The sequence below is a fragment of the Pseudomonas emilianonis genome (assembly GCF_023072625.1).
Classification (GTDB): domain Bacteria; phylum Pseudomonadota; class Gammaproteobacteria; order Pseudomonadales; family Pseudomonadaceae; genus Aquipseudomonas; species Aquipseudomonas paraveronii.
Window position 1 is genome coordinate 1 of the sequence record NZ_JAKNRV010000067.1, and the last position, 19,700, is coordinate 19,700.

Sequence of the window (19,700 nt, forward strand, 5' to 3'; positions counted from 1 at the left end):
TGACGTATTTATCTGTGATGCGATTCGTACCCCCATCGGCCGTTTCGGCGGTGGCCTGTCCACCGTGCGCGCCGACGACCTGGCGGCGCTGCCGATCAAGGCACTGATCGAGCGCAACCCGTCGGTGGATTGGCAAGCGGTCGATGAAGTGTTCCTCGGCTGCGCCAACCAGGCCGGTGAAGACAACCGCAACGTCGCGCGCATGGCGCTGTTGCTGGCGGGCCTGCCTTCGAGCATTCCCGGCGTGACCCTCAACCGTTTGTGCGCCTCGGGTATGGATGCGATCGGCACCGCCTTTCGTGCGATTGCCAGCGGTGAAATGGAATTGGCGATTGCCGGCGGCGTCGAGTCGATGTCCCGCGCGCCGTTCGTGATGGGCAAGGCTGACGCGGCGTTTTCGCGCAACATGAAGCTGGAAGACACCACCATCGGCTGGCGCTTTATCAACCCGTTGATGCAGGCCCAGTACGGCGTCGACGCGATGCCGCAGACCGCCGATAACGTCGCCGACGACTACCACGTGTCCCGCGCCGATCAGGACGCTTTTGCCCTGCGCAGTCAGCAACGCACTGCCGCCGCCCAGGCCGCCGGCTTCTTCGCCGAAGAAATCGTGCCGGTGCGGGTCGCCCATAAAAAAGGCGAAACCGTGGTGGAACACGATGAGCATCCACGGGCCGAAACCACCCTGGAAACCCTGGCTCGGCTCAAGCCGGTCAATGGCCCGGACAAGACCGTCACTGCCGGCAATGCGTCGGGCGTGAATGACGGCGCGGCGGCGCTGATCCTGGCGTCTGCCGAAGCCGTGAAAAAACACGGCCTGACCGCCCGCGCCCGCGTGCTGGGCATGGCCAGTGCTGGTGTCGCGCCACGGGTGATGGGCATCGGCCCGGTGCCGGCGGTGCGCAAGCTGGTGGAACGCCTGGGCCTGGCCGTCAGCGATTTTGACGTGATCGAACTCAACGAAGCCTTCGCCAGCCAGGGTCTGGCGGTGCTGCGTGAATTGGGCATTGCCGACGACGCGCCCCAGGTCAACCCGAACGGCGGCGCCATCGCCCTCGGCCATCCCCTGGGCATGAGCGGTGCGCGGCTGGTGCTGACGGCCCTGCATCAACTTGAAAAAACCGGTGGCCGCAAAGGTCTGGCGACCATGTGCGTCGGTGTTGGTCAAGGCTTGGCCCTGGCGATTGAACGCATCTAATAAGAGAGGACCGCTCCATGAGTGACAAGCCCGGTTACCGGCGCCCGCAAGCGGGCACTCAACCTGATTACCTGCACCCGGCCTACCAGTCGACGAACCTGCGTTCGCCGTCCCGGCCGTTGGTGTTCCTGCCCCATTCCCTGTCGGAAATCACCGGCCCGAGCATCGGCGCCGAGCGCATCAACGAGAAGGACAACGACCTGACTGCACAGCACGACGGCGAGCCGCAAGGCGAACGCATCATCGTTCACGGCCGCGTGCTCGATGAAAACGGCCTGCCGGTGCCGGGCATCCTCGTGGAGATCTGGCAGGCCAACGCGGCCGGCCGCTACAACCACGCGCGCGATCTGCACGACGCGCCGCTCGACCCGAATTTCACCGGCACCGGGCGTACCGTCACCGACGCGGAGGGCTGGTACCAGTTCCAGACCATCAAGCCCGGCGCCTACCCGTGGGGGAACCACCACAACGCGTGGCGCCCGGCGCATATCCATTTTTCGCTGTTCGGGCCAAGCGTGCTGACGCGCCTGGTCACGCAGATGTATTTCCCTGGCGACCCGCTGCTCGAATACGACCCGATCTACAACTGCGTGCCGGACACGTCGGCCAAGCAACGCCTGATCGCCACGTTCGACCTGGAAAAAACCATTCCTTCCTATGCCCTCGGCTACCGCTGGGACATCGTCCTGCGCGGCCGCGATGCCACGCCGATGGAGAAATGAGATGACACTCAATGCGACCACGTCCCACACCGTCGGGCCGTATTACCACATCGGGCTGACCTGGCTGAACCGCGAAGCCCTGGCCAACGCCGCCACCCTCGGCGAGCGCGTGGCGATCAGCGGGCAAGTGGTGGACGGCAACGGTGATGTCGTCAACGACGCCATGCTGGAAGTCTGGCAGGCCAATGCCGCCGGCAAGTACGACCACCCCGAGGACGAGCAGGACAAAGCGCTGGACCCGAACTTCGAAGGCTTCGGCCGGGTGCCGGTGGATGGCGAAGGGCGCTTCCGCTTTACCACCATCAAGCCGGGCAGCGTGCCGGGGCTGGCGGGCACGACCCAGGCGCCGCACCTGGTGGTGCTGGTGTTTGCCCGTGGCCTGGTGAAGCACTTGCTCACGCGGATTTATTTTGACGGTGAGGCGCTGAATGCGGATGACCCGTTGCTCGCGTGTGTGCCCACAGAGCGGCGCAGTACCTTGATTGCCAAGCCGGATGCGGACGGTGTGCATCAGTGGAATGTGGTGTTGCAGGGGACAGATAAGGAAACGGTGTTCTTCGATTACTGAGTTGGCTTGAAACCTATCGGGAGCAAGCCCCCTCCCACACTTGAATGTATTCACACATCAAAGGTGGGAGGGGGCTTGCCCCCGATGAGGCCGCTTCAGGCAACATCTGTGTAAATCTCTGCATGCGGAACGTGGCTGTTGCAAAGTATGTCTAGGCTATAACCGTTCCCACTGAGTGAAAAAACATGACAACAACAACGAGTCATTACACCGGAGAAGAACGCAGTAAACGGATTTTTGCGATTGTCGGTGCTTCCTCCGGCAACCTCGTCGAATGGTTCGACTTCTACGTCTACGCCTTCTGCGCCATTTACTTCGCCCCGGCGTTTTTCCCGTCGGACGACCCCACGGTCCAACTGCTCAATACCGCCGGCGTGTTCGCCGCCGGGTTCCTGATGCGGCCCATTGGCGGCTGGCTGTTTGGCCGGGTGGCCGATAAGCATGGGCGCAAAAACTCGATGATGATCTCGGTGCTGATGATGTGCGCCGGTTCCCTGGTCATCGCCTTCCTGCCCACCTACAAAGACATCGGCGCCTGGGCCCCGGCGTTGCTGCTGGTGGCGCGGCTGTTCCAGGGCTTGTCGGTGGGCGGCGAATACGGCACCACCGCGACCTACATGAGTGAAGTGGCGCTCAAGGGCCAGCGTGGGTTCTTCGCTTCCTTCCAGTATGTGACCCTGATCGGCGGGCAACTGCTGGCGGTGTTGGTGGTGGTGATCCTGCAACAGATCCTCACCGAAGACGAACTGCGTGCCTGGGGCTGGCGGATTCCGTTCGTGATCGGCGCCATCGCGGCGGTGATCTCCCTGCTGCTGCGTCGCACCCTGAAAGAAACCACCAGCAAGGAAATGCGCGAAGACAAGGACGCCGGCAGCGTCAAAGCACTGTTCCGTGACCATAAAGCGGCATTTATCACCGTGCTCGGCTACACCGCCGGCGGCTCGTTGATTTTCTACACGTTTACCACCTACATGCAGAAGTACCTGGTGAACACCGCCGGGATGCACGCCAAGACCGCCAGCTACATCATGACCGGTGCGCTGTTCCTCTACATGTGCATGCAGCCGCTGTTCGGCATGCTGGCCGACAAGATTGGTCGGCGTAATTCGATGCTGTGGTTCGGCGCGCTGGGCACCGTGTGTACGGTGCCGATCCTGCTCAGCCTGAAAACCGTCAGCAGTCCGTTCCTGGCGTTTGTGCTGATCACGCTGGCGTTGGCCATCGTCAGTTTCTACACCTCCATCAGCGGCCTGGTGAAAGCGGAAATGTTCCCGCCGCAAGTGCGTGCCCTCGGGGTGGGCCTGGCGTATGCGGTGGCCAACGCGATCTTCGGCGGCTCGGCGGAATACGTGGCCTTGGGTTTGAAGTCCCTGGGCATGGAAAACACCTTTTATTGGTATGTCACCGGCATGATGGCGGTGGCCTTCCTGTTCAGCCTGCGCCTGCCGAAACAGGCGGCGTACCTGCACCACGATCTATAAGGGAGGCGTTATGACTCTGCGCACGAGCAACCAATTGTTCGACGCTTACTTCAGTGCTGACAGCATGGCCGAGGTGTTCTGCGACCAAGGTCGCTTGCAGGGCATGCTGGATTTCGAAGCCGCGCTGGCGCGGGCCGAGGCCCAGGTCGGGTTGATCCCGCAGGCCGCCGTCGCACCGATTGCCCAGGCGTGCCTGGCGTCGCTGTATGACGTCGATGCCCTCGGCGTGGCGATCGCCACGGCGGGTAATTCGGCGATTCCGTTGGTGAAGGCGCTGGGTAAGCTGATTGCCGACGAAGACGCCAGCGCCGAACGCTATGTGCATTTGGGCGCGACCAGCCAGGATGTGATGGACACCGGCCTGGTGCTACAGCTACGGCGCGCGATGGTGTTGATCGAAGCCGACCTGGCGCGCCTTGGCGATATTCTGGCGGCCCAGGCCCAGCGCTATTCGGCTGTACCGATGGCCGGACGGACCTGGTTGCAGCACGCCACGCCGGTCACCCTCGGCATGAAAATCGCCGGTTGGTTGGGCGCGGTAACCCGCAGTCGCCAGCGTTTGATCGAGCTGAAACCGCGCTTGCTGGTGCTGCAATTCGGCGGCGCCTCCGGCACGCTGGCCGCGCTTGGCGAACAGGCAATGCCGGTTGCCCAAGCGTTGGCGGCGCAGCTGCAACTAACCTTGCCCGAGCAACCCTGGCATACCCAACGTGATCGCTTGGTGGAGTTCGCCAGCGTCCTTGGGTTGATCGCCGGCAGCCTCGGCAAGCTGGGCCGCGATATCAGCCTGCTGATGCAGACCGAGGCGGCGGAAGTGTTCGAGCCGGCGGCGCCCGGCAAAGGCGGCTCGTCGACCATGCCGCACAAGCGCAACCCGGTGGGCGCCGCTGTGCTGATCAGCGCCGCTACTCGCGTGCCTGGCCTGGTGGCGACGCTGTTCAGTGCCATGCCCCAGGAACACGAACGCAGCCTGGGCCTGTGGCATGCCGAATGGGAAACCCTGCCGGAGATTTGCCGGTTGGTCTCTGGCGCATTGCAACAGGCGCTGCTGGTGAGCGCGGGGCTGGAAGTCGACCCTGAGCGCATGGCGCACAACCTCGACCTGACCCAAGGCCTGGTGCTGGCCGAAGCCGTCAGCATTGTGCTCGCTCAACGCCTGGGCCGTGACACCGCGCACCACCTGCTGGAGCAGTGCTGCAAACGTGCGGTGGCCGAACAGCGCCATCTGCGCGCAGTCCTCGCCGACGAACCGCAAATCACCGCCGAGTTGTCGGCGGCAGACCTGGACCGCCTGCTCGACCCGGCACACTACCTGGGTCAGGCCCAAACCTGGGTCACCCGCGCTGTAACCGAACACTTTGCACTGACTGCCTGAGGAGATTGCTGTGGCTTTTGTACAACTCGCCGAGGGCGAACTGCATTACCAACTGGATGGCCCCATCGATGCACCGGTGCTGGTGCTGTCCAATTCGCTGGGCACCGACCTGCATATGTGGGACACCCAGATCCCGGCCTTTGCCGAGCATTTTCGCGTATTGCGCTTCGATACCCGTGGCCACGGCCAATCCCTGGTGACCGAAGGTCCCTACAGCATCGAGCAACTCGGTCACGACGTGATTGCGCTGCTGGACGCACTGGACATCCCACGCGCGCATTTCTGCGGGCTGTCCATGGGCGGGCTGATCGGTCAATGGCTGGGGATTAACGCGGGGGATCGTTTGCTGCGCCTGGTGGTGTGCAACACCGCGGGCAAGATCGGCACATCAGACGTGTGGAACCCGCGTATCGAGATGGTCCTGCGCGACGGTGCGGCGGCGATGGTGGCGCTGCGCGATGCGTCGATTGCGCGCTGGTTCACCGCCGATTTCGCGGTGACCGACCCGGATCAGGCCAAGCGCATTACCGACATGCTCGCGGCCACATCGCCCGAGGGTTACGCCGCCAATTGCGCAGCGGTGCGCGATGCGGACTTCCGTGAGCAACTGTCGGCGATCCAGGTGCCGACCCTGGTGATCGCCGGCACTGAAGACGCCGTCACAACGCCCGCCGACTGCCACTTTATCCAGAGCCATGTGCAGGGGGCCGAGTACGCCGAGTTCTACGCCGCCCACCTGTCCAACGTGCAAGCCGGTGCCGCGTTCAGCGACCGGGTCATTCAATTTCTGCTGGCCCGCTGAGGAGTTTTTTGTGGACGAGAAACAACGTTACGTCGATGGCCTGAAAGTGCGCCGCGAAGTGCTGGGCGACGCGCATGTCGACCGCAGCCTCAATGCCTTGACCGAGTTCAACAGCGAGTTCCAGGAAATGATCACCCGCCACGCCTGGGGTGATATCTGGACCCGCCCCGGCCTGCCCAGGCATACCCGCAGCTTGATCACCATCGCCATGCTGATCGGCATGAACCGCAACGAAGAGCTCAAATTGCACCTGCGCGCCGCCGCTAGCAATGGCGTGACCCGCGCCGAGATCAAGGAAGTGCTGATGCAAAGCGCAATCTACTGCGGGATACCGGCGGCGAATGCGACCTTTCACCTGGCCGAGTCGGTGTGGGATGAGCTGGGGGTCGAGTCGCGCCAACAGAGCTGACTAACAGGGGATCGGCTTTGCACCGGGTGTTAATGGGAATCAGCGTCCCACACCCAATTCCATACCCCCGGCAGATGCACTTCTTCACTTGCGTCCTTCACCGTGCGGGCCAATGCCGCACGTTCCAGCGCGGTGTGGTCGGTGTAGAACGGCTCGGCAGCGGTCTTCAGGCCGTTGTCCCGGGCACTGTCCATCAGGATTTGCAGGTATTCCTGCATATGCCGGGCGGTGTAGCGGTTGATGTCGTGGAAGGTCACCACCACCGGTATCACGCCGTCCACCGTCGGCAATTCCCCCAAGGCGATGCGTTCGCGCACGACCGACAGCTGTCGGATCAGGTTTGCGCGACGCCGTGGGCTGGCGTTGAAGCCCCAGATCTTGCCGTCGTTGGCGCTCAGGTCGGTCAACAATACCTGCATGCCGTGGCGCTGGTAGGCGGCGAAGGTGCGGCGGTCGTAGTTCCAGAAGGGCGGGCGTACCAGCGTCGGCGGCATGCCGGTGATCGAGGCGATATCCGTCGCGCCCTGGCTGACGGTACGTTCAAGCTCGGCATCATTCAGCCAGCGATGGTTGGTATGAAACGCCGTGGCGGTGTGAAACGCCAGCACATGCCCGCCCGCGAACTCACGCTCCATGGTCTTGCGGCCACGCGAGCTGCCACCGGAGCGCCCGGCTTCGGTCTGTAAAAAGAACACCGCCTTGATGCCCGGCAATACCGGGTTGTTCGCCAGGTCGGCAATCACCGAGCGGCTCGGGTTGTTGTACCCCGACGCGCTGGGACCGTCATCGAAGGTCAGCAGAAAGCGGATCGGCGCCTGGTTTTGCAGGCGTTGCTCGGTCTGTGGGGTCAGTGCGATGGGCGAGCTGATGCAGCCGCTGAGGCTCAAGGCCAGGGCAAGCAAGGCAGACGCGACGGCGAAAAATTTCATGTGTGTGCAGGCTCAAATAGAGGCCGCTGCTGGGCGGGTCAGCAGCGGCAGGCGCGCACCATACAACAAGATGCTCGACGTGGGGTCACTGGCTGACAAACGCGATCTGGTTCAACCCGCGTACTGCGTTCGCGGTGGCCTACCCATTTCTTCGTTCAAGGCGTTTTCAGTGAAGGGTTTGGGGTTGGTCGTGGTGGCCGGCGTGGTGGGGTCGTTGTCGAAATCAAAAGCGGTTGCGCTGCTCTCCAGGCCGACTGCCTGGCGTTCACTGTTAGGCACTTCGTGGGCCTCCCCCTCCACGACTTCCAGCGTGGAACCCGTCAAGGCGGTGCCATTGGCGGCGTTATAGGCGTGGGCCATTTCATGGTAGAGCCCAATGATGGGCGCGTAAGTCGTGCCCGCCATGCCATTAAGTTGGGAGCGGTTGTATTCAATGTGCGCACGATCAGCCCGAGACCCCGGTACACCGTCGACCATGAAGCCCCACTTGGGATCATCGCCGACCACCGGCGCACGTTCGTTTTGCAGCAGTGCCTTGAGTTCCTGGCTGCCATAGATGTACCCGCTGCCGGCCTCCAGTCGATCCTCGACAAGGGTTACCGGCGCGCCGTTGCGCTGGGCGGCAGCGGCCATCTCGGCGAGCATTTGCTGGCCTTGGGGAGAACTGCGTAGCAACGTCAGGTCGTCTTCGACCCGTTGGATGAACGCGGGAGACCCTTTGATCACAAAACCCTTGATCGGGCCGGCGTGGACAGACACGGCAGTCAATACCGAGCCATTGAGGTGTTTGATCGAGTCGTCAGGCTTGGCGTAGATCAGGTCGCCCGGTCGATTGGCGATGACCGTGTCGCAACCCTTGCCGCTGTAGAAGGTGCTTCGATCGTGGCCGATCAGCCGATCGTTCCCGGCGCCGCCATGCAGCACCGTATGGCCGGAGCCGGCGTACAGCCGGTCATTGCCGTTGCCGCCATCCAGATAGCTAGTTTTGCGGCTTGATCCGGCGCCGGCATAGAGGCGGTCATTGCCGTTGTTGCCATAGAGGACACTGTCACCGGTGCCGCCCATGAGCAGGTCGTCACCGTCATTGCCCTCGGCGTAGCCAAGGCCGCTGCCAAGGCGCACGACGTCATTACCGTTGCCGCCGAATACGCGGGTGTAACCACCGCCGGCCTGCACCCGGTCATCGCCGTTCCCCGCTTCAATCACGATGGGCTGCATGACGTTGGCATCAATGCGCACGTTGTCATTACCACCGTGGGTCTTCACGTGCAGGGCCAGCGGTTTGCCGTCGTTGTCGAGGCTGGCAAAGCGATACAACCGGCCATTGATCCGAACGTTCAACTGATCGTCAGAAGCCTGGCTGATGTGGATCTGGTCCGCACGGTCGCTGGTTTCGAGAATTAGGCTGTTGTTCAGGCTGAAGGAGTAGCCGTGCTCCCATACCGAGTTCCCACTGGCTTTTAGATTGCCATCATTGAGAAACGTGTGCTGATGGGCCTGGATCGGCGTGGCGGGGTTCAATTTCAGATGGGCAGGTTTGGTCAACCCGTAGTGGCTGTTGTCAAAAGTTGCCGCAGTGCCCGGCGCTGCGCGTACCGCCAGTAAGGGCGGTGCGCTATTTGGGGGGCGCGGGAGCGGGTGGGAAATACCGTTCGAAACGTCCATGTGTGGTCCTTATTTAAGCGCCAGGTATCAGCCCTGGCGCTTAACAGTGACCGCTCGTGCCCAATCGTTCCCTCCAAGCTGTAATACGGCTTTACAGCAGACTGATCGGGTAGCTGACGATCAACCGGTTTTCATCGAACTCATTGTTGCTGTAGTCGCGCCTCATGCTCGAATTGCGCAAGCGCAGCGTGAGGTTTTTCAGGGCGCCGCTTTGCAGCGTGTAGCCCAATTCGCTTTCGCGGCCCCACTCCTTGCCGTCGGTGATGGTGCCGGTATGCACGTTGCTACCGCTGATATAGCGGTTCATCAGGGTCAGGCCCGGCACGCCGAGGGCGGCAAAGTTATAGTCGTGACGCACTTGCCAGGATTTCTCCTCGGCGTTGTCGTAGCTGGAGTTGTAACTATCGTTGGCCAGGGTGCCGCCGCTGGTGCCGTTGACGCGCATCCAGGCGCTGTTGCCGGTGAGTTTTTGCAGGCCGACGTAGAAGGTGTTGCCGCCGTACTTGGCCGAGAACAGGCCGGACCAGGTTTTGTTGTCCAGCTCGCCTGCGCGGGCGCTGCCGTCGTCCTTGCCATAGAAGAACCCGAGGTTGGCGCCCAGGGTCCAGTCGCCCGCGGGCTGGCTGTGGATCAGGTTGACGAACTGCTGGCTGTAGATGTCCTTGAGCTGGGCATTCCACAGGCCGACCTGGGTGCGTTTGTCATTGAACGCGTATTCGGCGCCCTGGAAGTTGAAGCGGTCAGAGGTGAAGGCGGCTTTGCCGGACATCGACATGTCCGACATGCTGCTGTCGTCCCGTGGGCTGTTGGCGCGGAACTGGCCGCCGTAGAGCGTCAGGCCGTCGATTTCCTTCGAGGTGATCTGCCCGCCGCGCAGGGTTTGCGGCAGGGAGCGGCCGTCGTCGGCGCGCAGGATCGGCAGCGCTGGCATCCATTCGCCGACCTTCAGTTCTGTCTTCGAAATCCGCGTCTTGAACGCTACACCCAGGCGCCCGAAATTGTCGGCGGGGCGGCCATTGTGGTCCAGCGGCAATAACTGTGTACCGCCGGTGCCGCGCCCGCCATCCAGTTTGAGCGAGTACATCCCCAGTACATCCACGCCAAACCCCACGGTGCCTTGGGTGAAGCCGGACTTGGCGTCGAGGATGAAGCTTTGCGTCCACTCCTGCGCGCCGCCCTGGGCTTTGGTCGGGTTGGTGAAGTTACGGTTGATGAAGAAATTGCGCAGGTTGAGGTTGGCGCTGGCGTCTTCCAGGAAGCCGTGTTCTTCGGCGACGACGGGAAGCGCAAGGCTGGCGACTGCGGTGGCCAGCAATAGCTGGCGAGGGTGAAAAGTGCTCATGGCGTTGGACCTGTTGTTATTGGGGTTATGCAGGTGGCGGCCATGGTGCGGGGCGGTGTGGGGGTGGTTCAATCGGGGGAGGGCGGGTTTTGGGCGATGATCGAACGCAACTTGTCTTGGCGCGGTGGGTACAGGTCAGGCGTAAAAAAACCGCTTCCGGTGAGGGAAGCGGTTTGGTTTACCGCGCGACTATCAGAACAACTTCATCTTTGGTGCTTCTTCTTTCAACGGCTGGTTATTCGCCGTCTGTTCATTCCAGCCACCGCCGAGGGCCTTGTACAGGGTGACCTCGCTGGTCAACTGCGCCAGGCGGTCGGTGATCAGCGATTGCTGGGCACTGAACAGTTGGCGCTGGGCGTCGAGGAACGTCAGGTTGCTGTCGACGCCAATGCGGTAGCGACGCTCGGCCAGGCGGTAGTAGTCCTGGTTGGCGGCGACGAAACCACGCTGGGCTTCCAGTTGCTCCTTGTAGGTCTCACGCGCGGCGAGGCCGTCGGAGACTTCCTGGAAGCCGGTCTGGATGGCCTTCTCGTAGTTGGCCACGTTGATCTCTTTCTGGATCTTCGAGTAGTCCAGGCTGGCGCGCAGGCTACCGGCGTTGAAGATCGGGATGTTGATCTGCGGGGCGAACGACCAGGTGCCCGAGCCGCCTTTGAACAGGCCGCCCAGGTCCGGGCTCATGGTGCCAGCGTTGGCCGTCAGGCTGATGCTCGGGAAGAACGCCGCACGGGCTGCGCCGATGTTGGCGTTGGCCGCCTTGAGGTTGTACTCGGCCTGCAGGATGTCGGGACGACGTTGCAGCAGGTCCGATGGCAACCCGGCCGGCACTTCGCTGAGGAGGTCATCCGACAGCGGTTTGCTGGCGAGATTCGCCGGCAGGCCGGTGCCGAGCAGCAGGGTCAGGCTGTTTTCGTCCTGGGCCACCTGGCGGGTATAACGTGCCAGGGCCACCCGGGCGTTTTCCACCGAGGTGCGCGCTTGGCTCAGGTCGAGGGCCGAGGACACGCCGACTTCGTTGCTGCGCGAGGTGAGCTTGTAGCTCTGCTCGTATGCGCCCAGGGTTTCCTGGGTCAGCTTGAGCAGTTCCTTGTCAGACTGCCAGGTCAGATAGGCGGTAGCCACACTGGCCACCAGGCTGATCTGGGTACTGCGCCGCGCTTCTTCGGTCGCGAAGTATTTCTGCAGCGCTTCCTCGCTCAGGCTGCGTACACGGCCGAACAGGTCCAGCTCATAGGAGCTGATACCCAGGGTGGCCGAGTACGAACTGCTGATGCCCTCTTTACCGGTCTGCGACGAGCGTGCCGGTACGCGCTGGCGGCTGCCGCTGCCAGTGGCCGACACGGCCGGGAACAGGTCGGCTCGCTGGATGTTGTACTGCGCCGCGTAGGCGTCAATGTTCAAGGCCGCGACGCGCAGGTCGCGGTTGTTCTCCAGCGCAGTCTGGATCAGCTGTTGCAGGGCCGGGTCATGGAAAAACTGCTTCCAGCCCTGTTCTGCGGCGGCCTGGTTCGGTGCCTGGGTCGACGAATACGCCGGCCCCTGCGGGAACTGCGCGGCCACCGGCGCTTCGGGGCGCTGATAGTCAGGTATCAGCGAGCAGCCACTGAGCACGAATGCCGTGACGGCTAAGGAAAGTAGCGACTTGCTCATTGGCCAGCCTCTTTAGGAGTTTGCTTGGGTTCAGTCTTTTTGCGCTCGCCCATGGCGGACACGGTTGCGAAGAACAATGGCACCCAGAAGATCGCCAGAACCGTGGCGGTGATCATACCGCCAATAACGCCGGTACCGATCGCATGCTGGCTGCCTGAGCCGGCGCCGGAAGAGATCGCCAGCGGCAATACGCCGAGGATGAACGCCATGGACGTCATGATGATCGGTCGCAGACGCATGCGTGACGCTTCGATCGCTGACTCGACAATGCCTTTGCCTTGTTCGTGAAGCTCTTTGGCGAACTCCACGATCAGGATGGCGTTCTTCGCCGCCAGGCCCACCGTCACCAGCAAGCCCACCTGGAAGAACACGTCGTTGGACAAACCACGCATGCTGGTGGCAATCAGCGCACCCACCACACCCAACGGCACGACGAGTACCACCGCGATCGGAATCGACCAGCTTTCGTACAGCGCCGCGAGGCAGAGGAACACCACCAGCAGCGACAAGGCGTACAGCGCAGGCGCCTGGGAGCCGGACAGACGTTCTTCATACGACAGGCCCGTCCAGGCGTAGCCGACACCCGCCGGCAATTGCTTGGCGATGCGTTCGACTTCGTTCATGGCTTCACCGGTACTGTAGCCCGGTGCCGGGGTACCGAGGATTTCCATCGCCGCCACACCGTTATAGCGCGAGAGTTTCGGCGAACCGAAGATCCACTTGCCCGAAGCGATGGCCGACAACGGCACCATCTTCCCGGAGTCGCTGCGCACGAACCATTTGTTCAGGTCTTCAGGGGACATCCGGCTCGCGGCATCACCCTGCACGTACACCTTCTTCACCCGACCACGGTCGATGAAGTCGTTGACGTAGCTGCCACCCAAGGCAATCGCCAGGGTCTGGTTGATGCTCGACAGCGTAATGCCCTGGGCACTGGCCTTCTCGTCATCAACGGTGAGCTCGTACTGCGGCTCATCGTTCACGCCGTTGGGGCGCACACCGGCCAGGATCTTGCTCTGGGCGGCCATGCCCAAGAACTGGTTGCGTGCAGCCATCAACTTATCATGGCCGACGCCGCCCTGGTCCTGCAGGAACACGTCGAAACCGGTCGCGTTACCCAACTCAAGTACAGACGGTGGCACGATGGCAAACACCATGGCGTCCTGGAACGTCTGCATGAAGTAACCTTGGGCGCGCTTGGCGATTTCGAACACCGAGGTGGAAGCATCACGCTCATCCCACGGTTTGAGCATCACGAATGCCAGGCCCGAACTTTGACCACGACCGGCGAAGTTGAAGCCGTTCACGGTAAAGACCGATTTCACGCCCTTGCCTTCGCCGGGTTCGCCTTCCTTGTCGTTGAGCAGGAAGATGCGCATGTCGTCGATGACTTTCTGCGTGCGCTCAGCCGTTGAGCCGACTGGCGTCTGCACCTGGGCAAAGATCACGCCCTGGTCTTCATCGGGCAGGAACGCTGCCGGGATACGCATGAATAACCAGATCATGCCGGCAAAGATCAGCAGGTAAACGAGGAACGCCGGGATCTTGTGCTTGATCATGTTACCCACACCGCGCTCGTAGCTCAGTACGCTACGGTCGAAGGTGCGGTTGAACCAGCCGAAGAAACCACGCTTGGGTTGGCCGTGCTTCTCGGGGTCGATCGGCTTGAGCATGGTGGCGCACAAGGCCGGGGTGAAGATCAGCGCAACCAGTACCGACAACGCCATGGCCGAAACGATGGTGATGGAGAACTGTTTGTAGATCACACCGGTGGAGCCGCCAAAGAACGCCATCGGCAACAGTACTGCCGACAGCACCAGGGCAATACCCACCAGGGCGCCCTGGATCTGGCCCATGGACTTGACCGTCGCCTCTTTCGGCGACAGGTGCTCCTCGGCCATCACCCGCTCGACGTTTTCCACCACCACGATGGCGTCGTCCACCAGCAAGCCGATGGCCAGGATCATGCCGAACATGGTCAGGGTGTTGATGGTGAAGCCGAACGCGGCCAGGATCCCGAAGGTACCCAGCAATACCACCGGTACGGTCATGGTGGTGATGATGGTGGCTCGAAAGTTCTGCAAGAACAGGAACATCACCAGGAACACCAGCACGATCGCTTCGACCAGGGTGTCAACCACACCGGAGATCGACTCGGTCACCACCGGGGTGGTGTCATACGGCACCACCGCCTTCATGCCAGGCGGGAAGAACGGTTCCAGGGACGCCACGGTGGCACGGATGGCCTTGGCGGTGTCCAGGGCGTTGGCGCCTGCAGCGAGCTTGATCGCCATACCAGAGGCCGGTTTGCCGTTGAACTGCGCGGCGACGCTGTAGTTCTGGCCGCCCAGTTCGATACGGGCGACGTCACGCAGGCGCACTTGCGAACCGTCGGTATTTACCTTCATCAGGATCTTGCCGAACTCTTCGGCAGTCTGCAGACGGGTCTTGCCGATGATGGTCGCGTTCAACTGCGTGCCGGGCAGGGCGGGCAGGCCGCCCAATTGACCGGTGGCCACCTGTACGTTCTGTGCCGAGATCGCGGTGCTGACGTCTACCGGGGTCAACTGGTAGTTGTTCAGCTTGGCCGGGTCGAGCCAGATACGCATGGCGTACTGCGAACCAAATACCTGGAAGTCACCTACACCCGCAGTACGGGAAATCGGGTCCTGGATGTTGGACACGATGTAGTTGGACAGGTCGTCCTTGGTCATGCTGCCGTCTTCCGACACCAGACCAATCACCATCAGGAAGTTCTTCACCGACTTGGTCACGCGGATACCCTGCTGCTGCACTTCTTGCGGCAGCAGCGGGGTTGCCAGGTTCAGCTTGTTCTGCACTTGAACCTGGGCGATGTCCGGGTTGGTACCCTGGTTGAACGTCACGGTGACGGTCATGCTGCCGTCGGAGTTACTGTCCGATGACACATAACGCAGGTTGTCGATACCGTTGAGCTGTTGTTCGATCACCTGCACCACGGTGTCCTGCACGGTTTGTGCGGATGCGCCTGGGTAGGTCACCTGGATATCGATGGCGGTTGGCGCAATGGCCGGGTACTGGTTGATGGGCAACTTCAGGATCGACAGTGCCCCGACCAGCATGATCACCAGGGCAATTACCCAGGCGAAAATGGGACGGTCGATAAAAAATTTCGACATGGATTACTCCCCTTTGCCAGCAGCGGCAGCAGGAGCAGCAGTACCGGCGGGCTTGGCGTTGTCGGCGTCCTTGACCTTGACCACAACGCCCGGCTTGACGTACTGCAAGCCTTCGGTGATCACACGGTCACCGGCGTTCAAGCCTTTCTCCACCAGCCAGTAAGCGCCGGCGGTGCGGTTGGCGACCAGAACGCGCTGTTCAACTTTGTTGTCCGCGTTGACCACCAGCGCCGTCGGGATACCTTTGAGGTCACGAGTCACGCCTTGCTGCGGTGCCAGGATCGCCTTGCTGTTCACGCCGGCTTGCAACTGGGCGTGTACGAACATGCCGGGCAGCAGGGTGTGATCAGGGTTGGGGAACACGGCGCGCAGGGTGACCGAACCGGTGGTCTGGTCAACCGACACTTCGGAGAACTCCAGCTTGCCTTCCTTGCCGTAGTCGCTGCCGTCTTCCAGGGTCAGCTTGACCTTGGCGGCGTTGGCGCCGGCTTTCTCCAGTTGGCCGCTTTCCAGGTCGCGGCGCAGTTTCAGCATTTCAGCCGAAGACTGTGTGACGTCGACGTAGATCGGGTCCAATTGCTGGATCACCGCCATGGCATCGGTCTGGCCATTGCTGACCAGCGCGCCTTCGGTAACCGAGGAACGCCCGATACGCCCGGAGATCGGCGCGAACACTTTGGTGTAGCGCACGTTGATCTGGGCGGTTTGCACATCGGCTTCGGCGGTCATGCGGTTGGCCACGGCAGTGTCGTATTCCTGACGGCTGACGGCTTGCTCATCGACCAACTGCTTGTAGCGATCGGAGATCGACTTGGTCTGGGACAGGCTGGCCTGCGCGCTCTTCAGGGTGGCCTCATAGACCGACGGATCGATCTGATAGAGCTGCTGGCCTTCCTTCACATCCCCGCCTTCCTTGAACAGGCGCTTGAGGATGATGCCATTGACCTGCGGACGGACTTCCGCGATGCGGTAGGCGGTGGTGCGGCCGGGCAGCTCGGACGTCAGCGTAAAGGCTTGCGGTTGAAGGGTGACCACGCCGACCAGAGGAGCTTGAGCGGGCGGAGCCGCTTCTTCCTTTTTACATCCGCTGAGCAGCGATGCCAGGGCGACGGCAGTGACCAGAGCGGTAACAGCTGGCTTAAGTTGCATGAAGATCCTCGGGTCAGGCGCGCAGGGTGCGCACAAGAAGTGTGGAAGGGTAAAAAACAAGCTGTGAGTAGATAAGTAGCTTGCTACGCAATATACTTACGTTCATGGTTGTTTGTAAACTCTTGACAGGCTTCGCGGATTGTTGGCAAAGCAACGCTCCAAGTCGCGATTTTAGTACGTTCGGCGCCCATGACGGTGTCGTCCCACAATTATTCAGATGATCGTTACCGCCTATTAAAGCAGCGTTACCGATAGTCCCACGTGTTCTGATTGAGGTTTTATTGCCATGGTTCGTCGCACCAAAGAGGAAGCTCAGGAAACGCGCAGCCAAATTCTCGACGCCGCTGAGCAGGCCTTTTATGAACGCGGTGTCGCGCGGACCACGCTGGCGGACATCGCCGGGCGGGCGGGCGTAACGCGTGGCGCCATCTACTGGCACTTCAGCAATAAGTCCGATCTGTTGCAGGCATTGCTCGACACGCTGCACGAACCCCTGAACGAGCTGGCCAGGGCCAGTGAAAGCGAGGATGAAGTCGACCCGCTGGGGTGCATGCGCAAGCTGTTGATTCATCTTTTTCATCAAGTGGTCCTTGACCCGAAAACCCGGCGCATCAACGAGATCCTGTTTCATAAGTGCGAGTTCACCGATGAAATGTGTGACATGCGTCGCCAGCGCCAGACCCACAGCCTGGAGTGCAACCTGCGTATCAGCCTGACCTTGCGTAACGCGGTTCATCGCGGGCAACTTCCGGAAAACCTCGACACCACGCGCGCAGCGGCGTGCATTCATGCCTACATCAATGGCTTGCTGAGCCAGTGGCTGCTGGTACCGGACAGTTTTGAGCTGCACCAGGATGCCGAGCGTTGGGTCGATGCAGGGCTGGACATGCTGCGCTTGAGCCCTAGCCTGCGCAATTAAGTCAAAATGTGTAATTGCATCCAATTGTTTCAACAGTAAAGCCTAAGGGCGGGCAATCGTCCTGCTGATTTATTGGTGGGATGACTTTATATACGGGCTGGCGGGTGGTTGAAAGATAGCCGCCTAAGTATTTTGTAGCGATATTGTTGCAAGGCTGTGAAGAAGTGTTTACTGGCCTCTATGAAAAAGCCCCGGTTCTTGCGAGTCGGGGCTTTTTCGTTTCAGCACGTTACATCACAGCGCCAGGCTCGGGTAGTCGATGTAACCGACCGGGCCTTTGGCGTAGAAGGTTTCCGGGTGCGCCTGGTTCAGCGGCGCATCGGCTTTCAAGCGCGCCGGCAGGTCCGGGTTGGCAATGAACGGTACGCCAAAGGCCACCGCATCCGCCTTGCCCGAGGCCAGCCAAGCGTTGGCGCTGTCCTTGGTAAAGCGTTCGTTGGCGATGTACACGCCGCCGAAGGCTTCTTTCAATTGCGGGCCGAGGCTGTCAGCGCCTTCCTTTTCACGCGAGCAGATAAAGGCGATGCCGCGTTTGCCCAGTTCGCGGGCGACGTAGGTGAAGGTTTGCGCCAGGTTGTCGTCACCCATGTCGTGGGAATCGGCACGCGGTGCCAGGTGGACCCCCACGCGGCCGGCACCCCAGACGTCGATGGCGGCGTCGGTCACTTCCAGCAGCAGGCGCGCGCGGTTTTCCAGGGAGCCGCCGTAGTTGTCGGTGCGATGGTTGGTGCTGCTTTGCAGGAACTGGTCGAGCAGGTAGCCATTGGCACCGTGGATTTCCACGCCGTCGAAGCCGGCGGCCTTGGCGTTCTCGGCACCGGTGCGGTAGGCGTCGACGATGTCGGCGATTTCAGCGGTTTCCAGGGCGCGCGGGGTCGGGTAGTCGGCCAGCGGGCGTACCAGGCTGACGTGGCCTTTAGGTTGGATCGCACTTGGCGCCACCGGGGTTTCGCCGTTCAGGTACGACGCGTGGGAGATCCGGCCGACGTGCCACAGTTGCAGGAAGATCTTGCCGCCCGCCCCGTGAACGGCCTTGGTCACATTGGCCCAGCCGCGTACCTGATCGTTGGACCAGATCCCCGGGGTGTCCGGGTAGCCCACGCCCAGCGGCGTCACGGAGGTGGCTTCGCTGAGGATCAGCCCGGCGGAGGCGCGTTGTACGTAGTACTCGGCCATCATCGCATTGGGCACGCGACCGGCGTCGGCACGGCAGCGGGTCAGCGGCGCCATGATGATGCGGTTCGACAGTTGCAGGTCGCCCAGTTTGATCGGATCGAAAATAGTCGTCATGGGATAACACCCTTCTCTTTTAAGTTGATCAGTGGGTCGCAGGGGCCAGGTCGGCATCGCCGCTCTGACGGAAAGTAATCAGGGTCACCAGCAGCGCGAGGATCGCCAGGGCCGCTGCGGCCAGGGGCACGCTGGTCAGGCCGAAACCGTGGGCGATCACGCTGCCGCCGACCCAGGCACCGAGGGCGTTGCCGATGTTGAAGGCGCCGATGTTCAAGGTGGACACCAGGTTCGGCGCTGCCTTGCCGAAGGTCACCACGTTGATCTGCAGCGCGGGCACGGCGGCAAACGAGGCGGTGGCCCACAGGAACAGGGTGATCTCGGTCGGGATCAGCGCGATGCTGGTCCAGGTCAGCGCGGTGGAGACCACCGCCATGCTGATGAACACGCCGATCAGGGTGGCGGCCAGGCGTTTGTCCGCCAACTTGCCGCCAATGATGTTGCCCACGGTGAGGCCCAGGCCGATCAGCAGCAGGGTCCAGGTCACGCCTTTGGGCGACACGCCGGTGACGTCGCCAAGCAGCGGCGCTACATACGTGAAGAGGGTGAACATGGACGCGGCGAACAGCGCGGTCATGCTCAGCGACAACCAGATGCCGGCGCCCTTGAGCGCGGCCAGTTCGGCGCGCATGTCGAGTTTTTCTTCATCGCGCTTGGCTGGCAGGAAGCGGATCAGGCCCATCAAAGCGATCACGCCGATCACGGTCACCGCCCAGAAGGTCGAGCGCCAGCCGGCTTCCTGGCCCAGCGCGGTACCCAAGGGCACGCCCAGTACGTTGGCCAGGGTCAGGCCGGTGAACATCAAGGCCACGGCGGACGCACGCTTGTTGGCCGGCACTAGGTTGGCGGCGACCACCGAACCGATACCGAAGAACGCCCCGTGGCACAACGCCGTGATCACGCGGGCAAACATCAGCACGTTGTAGTCGCTGGCCAGGGCGCAGAGCAGGTTGCCGATAATGAAGATGCCCATCAACGCGACCAGCGCGGCCTTGCGTGGCAGCCTGGCGGTGGCCAGTGCCATGAACGGCGCGCCGATGGCC

Annotated in this window: 16 protein-coding genes; 8 read left to right on the forward strand and 8 right to left on the reverse strand. The window is 62.0% G+C overall.

The features are described 5' to 3' along the window. The 7 genes from pcaF to pcaC form a co-directional block, all read left to right on the forward strand. A partial coding sequence (pcaF, locus tag L9Z73_RS09945) for a 3-oxoadipyl-CoA thiolase (RefSeq protein WP_247399548.1) occupies positions 1 to 1,198 on the forward strand: 1,198 nt, incomplete at its 5' end. 17 nt (positions 1,199 to 1,215) lie between these two features. Then, positions 1,216 to 1,920 (forward strand): protocatechuate 3,4-dioxygenase subunit beta, encoded by a 705-nt coding sequence (gene pcaH, locus L9Z73_RS09950; RefSeq protein ID WP_247399549.1) that lies wholly within the window; start codon positions 1,216 to 1,218, stop codon positions 1,918 to 1,920. A 1-nt stretch (position 1,921) separates the two neighbouring features. Further along, positions 1,922 to 2,488 (forward strand): protocatechuate 3,4-dioxygenase subunit alpha, encoded by a 567-nt coding sequence (pcaG, locus tag L9Z73_RS09955; RefSeq protein ID WP_247399552.1) that lies wholly within the window; start codon positions 1,922 to 1,924, stop codon positions 2,486 to 2,488. A gap of 185 nt (positions 2,489 to 2,673) precedes the next feature. Beyond that, positions 2,674 to 3,969 (forward strand): MFS family transporter, encoded by a 1,296-nt coding sequence (locus tag L9Z73_RS09960; protein ID WP_247399555.1) that lies wholly within the window; start codon positions 2,674 to 2,676, stop codon positions 3,967 to 3,969. 10 nt (positions 3,970 to 3,979) lie between these two features. Then, a complete protein-coding gene (locus tag L9Z73_RS09965) occupies positions 3,980 to 5,344 on the forward strand; it encodes a 3-carboxy-cis,cis-muconate cycloisomerase (RefSeq protein ID WP_247399558.1) in 1,365 nt (454 codons plus the stop codon). A gap of 10 nt (positions 5,345 to 5,354) precedes the next feature. Continuing rightward, positions 5,355 to 6,146, forward strand: a complete 792-nt coding sequence (pcaD, locus tag L9Z73_RS09970; RefSeq protein ID WP_247399560.1) for a 3-oxoadipate enol-lactonase — start codon at positions 5,355 to 5,357, stop codon at positions 6,144 to 6,146. A gap of 10 nt (positions 6,147 to 6,156) precedes the next feature. Continuing rightward, on the forward strand, positions 6,157 to 6,555 hold the full coding sequence (gene pcaC / locus L9Z73_RS09975; RefSeq protein WP_247399563.1) for a 4-carboxymuconolactone decarboxylase: 399 nt from the start codon (positions 6,157 to 6,159) through the stop codon (positions 6,553 to 6,555). Between the two features lie 29 nt (positions 6,556 to 6,584). Here the strand turns inward: pcaC and L9Z73_RS09980 are convergent, their stop codons facing one another. The 6 genes from L9Z73_RS09980 to L9Z73_RS10005 form a co-directional block, all read right to left on the reverse strand. Next, positions 6,585 to 7,484 (reverse strand): polysaccharide deacetylase family protein, encoded by a 900-nt coding sequence (locus L9Z73_RS09980; RefSeq protein WP_247399579.1) that lies wholly within the window; start codon positions 7,482 to 7,484, stop codon positions 6,585 to 6,587. A 111-nt stretch (positions 7,485 to 7,595) separates the two neighbouring features. Then, positions 7,596 to 9,149, reverse strand: coding sequence for a M91 family zinc metallopeptidase (locus tag L9Z73_RS09985; protein WP_247399581.1), 1,554 nt, complete (start codon positions 9,147 to 9,149; stop codon positions 7,596 to 7,598). A 91-nt stretch (positions 9,150 to 9,240) separates the two neighbouring features. After that, positions 9,241 to 10,491: an OprD family porin gene (locus L9Z73_RS09990; protein WP_247399583.1), complete on the reverse strand. Its 1,251-nt coding sequence runs from the start codon at positions 10,489 to 10,491 to the stop codon at positions 9,241 to 9,243. Positions 10,492 to 10,683: 192 nt separating this feature from the next. After that, positions 10,684 to 12,141, reverse strand: coding sequence for an AdeC/AdeK/OprM family multidrug efflux complex outer membrane factor (adeC, locus tag L9Z73_RS09995; RefSeq protein WP_247399585.1), 1,458 nt, complete (start codon positions 12,139 to 12,141; stop codon positions 10,684 to 10,686). Then, the gene (locus tag L9Z73_RS10000; protein ID WP_247399587.1) at positions 12,138 to 15,299 is read right to left on the reverse strand and encodes an efflux RND transporter permease subunit; all 3,162 of its coding nucleotides are present in this window, start codon (positions 15,297 to 15,299) and stop codon (positions 12,138 to 12,140) included. The genes adeC and L9Z73_RS10000 overlap by 4 nt, the downstream gene beginning before the upstream one ends. Before the next feature lie 3 nt (positions 15,300 to 15,302). Beyond that, entirely contained in the window at positions 15,303 to 16,448 is a 1,146-nt protein-coding gene (locus L9Z73_RS10005) for an efflux RND transporter periplasmic adaptor subunit (RefSeq protein WP_247399589.1), read from the reverse strand. 286 nt (positions 16,449 to 16,734) lie between these two features. On the opposite strand from L9Z73_RS10005, the gene L9Z73_RS10010 reads away from it, so the two are divergent. Then, a complete protein-coding gene (locus L9Z73_RS10010) occupies positions 16,735 to 17,367 on the forward strand; it encodes a TetR family transcriptional regulator (RefSeq protein ID WP_247399591.1) in 633 nt (210 codons plus the stop codon). A gap of 234 nt (positions 17,368 to 17,601) precedes the next feature. Here L9Z73_RS10010 and L9Z73_RS10015 read toward each other — a convergent pair whose 3' ends face one another. Continuing rightward, positions 17,602 to 18,657 carry an alkene reductase gene (locus tag L9Z73_RS10015; protein ID WP_247399600.1) on the reverse strand — a complete coding sequence of 352 codons (1,056 nt, stop codon included), beginning with the start codon at positions 18,655 to 18,657 and terminating at the stop codon, positions 17,602 to 17,604. A gap of 28 nt (positions 18,658 to 18,685) precedes the next feature. After that, the coding region (locus L9Z73_RS10020; RefSeq protein ID WP_247399603.1) for an MFS transporter at positions 18,686 to 19,700 on the reverse strand (1,015 nt) is incomplete at its 5' end.